The sequence below is a fragment of the Streptomyces sp. NPDC029152 genome (assembly GCF_055564355.1).
Window position 1 is genome coordinate 1 of the sequence record NZ_JBVHWR010000062.1, and the last position, 2166, is coordinate 2166.

Here is a 2166-nt window from a genome sequence, read left to right on the forward strand (position 1 = left end):
ACCGGCCCGACCTCGCCACCACCTACACCCCACCCCGCAACTCGACCGAGCAGACCATCACCGCCGTCTGGTCCGACGTCCTCGGCGTCGACACCGTCGGCATCCACGACAACTTCTTCGAACTCGGCGGACATTCACTGCTCGCGACGCAGGTGACGTCGCGCCTGCGTCAGCGGCTCGGCGTGGACGTCCCCGTGCGGGCCCTCTTCACGTCGCCCACGGTGGCGGCACTGGCCGCGGTCGTGCGCGAGCTGGAGGCGGCCGACGAGACGCCCCTGGTTCCGGTCGACCGCGACAGCGGTCCGTTGCCGCTGTCGTTCGCGCAGCAGCGTCTGTGGTTCCTGGACCAGTTGACGCCGGGCAGCGCCGAATACCTCGTGCCGTTCGGGCTGCGGGTGCGGGGCAAGCTCGATGTCGGTGCCCTGGGAGCGGCGTTCACCGGTCTGGTCACCCGGCACGAGGTGCTGCGCACCCGGTTCGTCACGGACGGTTCAGGCCGTTCCGCGCAGGTCGTGGACGCCCCGTGGGCGGTCACTCCAGCGGTACACGACGTCCGGGCCCTCCCGGCGGCCGACAGGGAGCGGGCGGCGTCGGAGATCATGGCGACCGAGGCCCGGAGGCCGTTCGTGCTGGACGGCGGTCGGCTCCTGCGCGTGGACGTGGTGCGGCTCGCGGACGACGACCAGTTCGTACTGCTGACGATGCATCACGTCGTGTCGGACGGCTGGTCGTCCGGGATCCTGGCGCGTGAACTGCGCGAGCTGTACGCGGCCGCCGTCGCCGGACGTGAGGCGTCGTTGCCCGAACTGCCGATCCAGTACGCGGACTTCGCCGTCTGGCAGCGGGAGCAGCTCAGCGGCGAGTTCCTGGAGGGGCAGCTGGCGTACTGGCGCGAGCGCCTCGCGGGAGTGGCGACCCTGGAGCTGCCGACCGACCACGGGCGGCCGGCCGAGAGGGAGGGCGCCGAGGGCGACACCGTGTACTTCTCGGTGCCGTCGGAGGTGACGGAGGCGCTGCGGACGGCGGCGAGCGGGCAGGGCGCGAGCCTGTTCATGGCGCTGCTGTCCCTGTTCCAGATCGTCCTGGCCCGCTACTGCCGTCAGGACGACATCGCGGTCGGCACCCCGATCGCCGGCCGCAACCGCGCCGAGACCGAGGACCTGATCGGCTTCTTCGTCAACACCCTCGTCCTGCGCACGGACCTGTCCGGCGACCCGACGTTCACCGAGCTGCTGGACCGCGTCAAGGACACCGCCCTGGGTGCCTACGACCACCAGGACCTGCCCTTCGAACGCCTCGTCGACGAGCTGGCCCCGGGCCGGGACCTGTCCCGCAACCCGCTGTTCCAGACCCTGTTCGTCTTCCAGAACACACCGGACGGCGACGCGTGGAGCCTGCCCGGTCTGACGGTCGAGCAGGTCGGTGTGGGCGGTCAGGACGCCAAGTTCGATCTCCAGCTGACCGCGACCGAGGCGGACGGTGAGCTGCTGGCGGCCTTGGAGTTCCGGACGGATCTGTTCGAGCGGGCGACGATCGAGCGGTTGGCCGGTCACTTCGCGACGCTGGCCGCGTCGGTGGCGGCCGCTCCGGGGGCGCGTCTGTCCGAGCTGAACATGCTGACGGCGGGGGAGCGGCGGGAGATCCTGGTCGACTGGAACGGTGTCAGCGGTCCGTATCCGGACACGGCGACCATTCACCAGCTCATCGAGAACCGTGCCGCCGCCGACCCGGATGCGGTGGCCGTCTCCCGCGGCGACAACCGTTGGACCTATGCGGACATCAATGCCCGCGCGAACCGGCTCGCCCACCACCTGCGTGGCATCGGGATCACACCGGACACGCTGATCGCCGTCTGCCTGGAGCGGTCGCCCGAACTGGTCGCGACGCTGCTGGGCGTGCTGAAGGCGGGCGCGGCGTTCGTCCCGCTGGACCCGGAGTATCCCGTCGACCGCATCGCCTACATGATCGAGGACACCGGCACGCCGTTGATCATCACCAGTACCGGTCTGGCCGACCGGCTGCCCGGCACGGTCGACCGGCTGCTGGTGGACGCGCAGTGGCCGGCCGGTCCGGAGGACAACCCGGAGCCGCTGGCTTCGCCGGACGATCTGGCGTATGTGATCTACACGTCGGGGTCGACGGGCAGGCCGAAGGGGGTGGCGCTGG

The 2166-nt window shown here is 70.8% G+C and carries 1 protein-coding gene; it reads left to right on the forward strand.

Annotated features, from left to right (window positions below):
* A partial coding sequence (locus ACZ4V6_RS36505; RefSeq protein WP_467835577.1) for a condensation domain-containing protein occupies positions 1–2166 on the forward strand: 2166 nt, incomplete at both ends.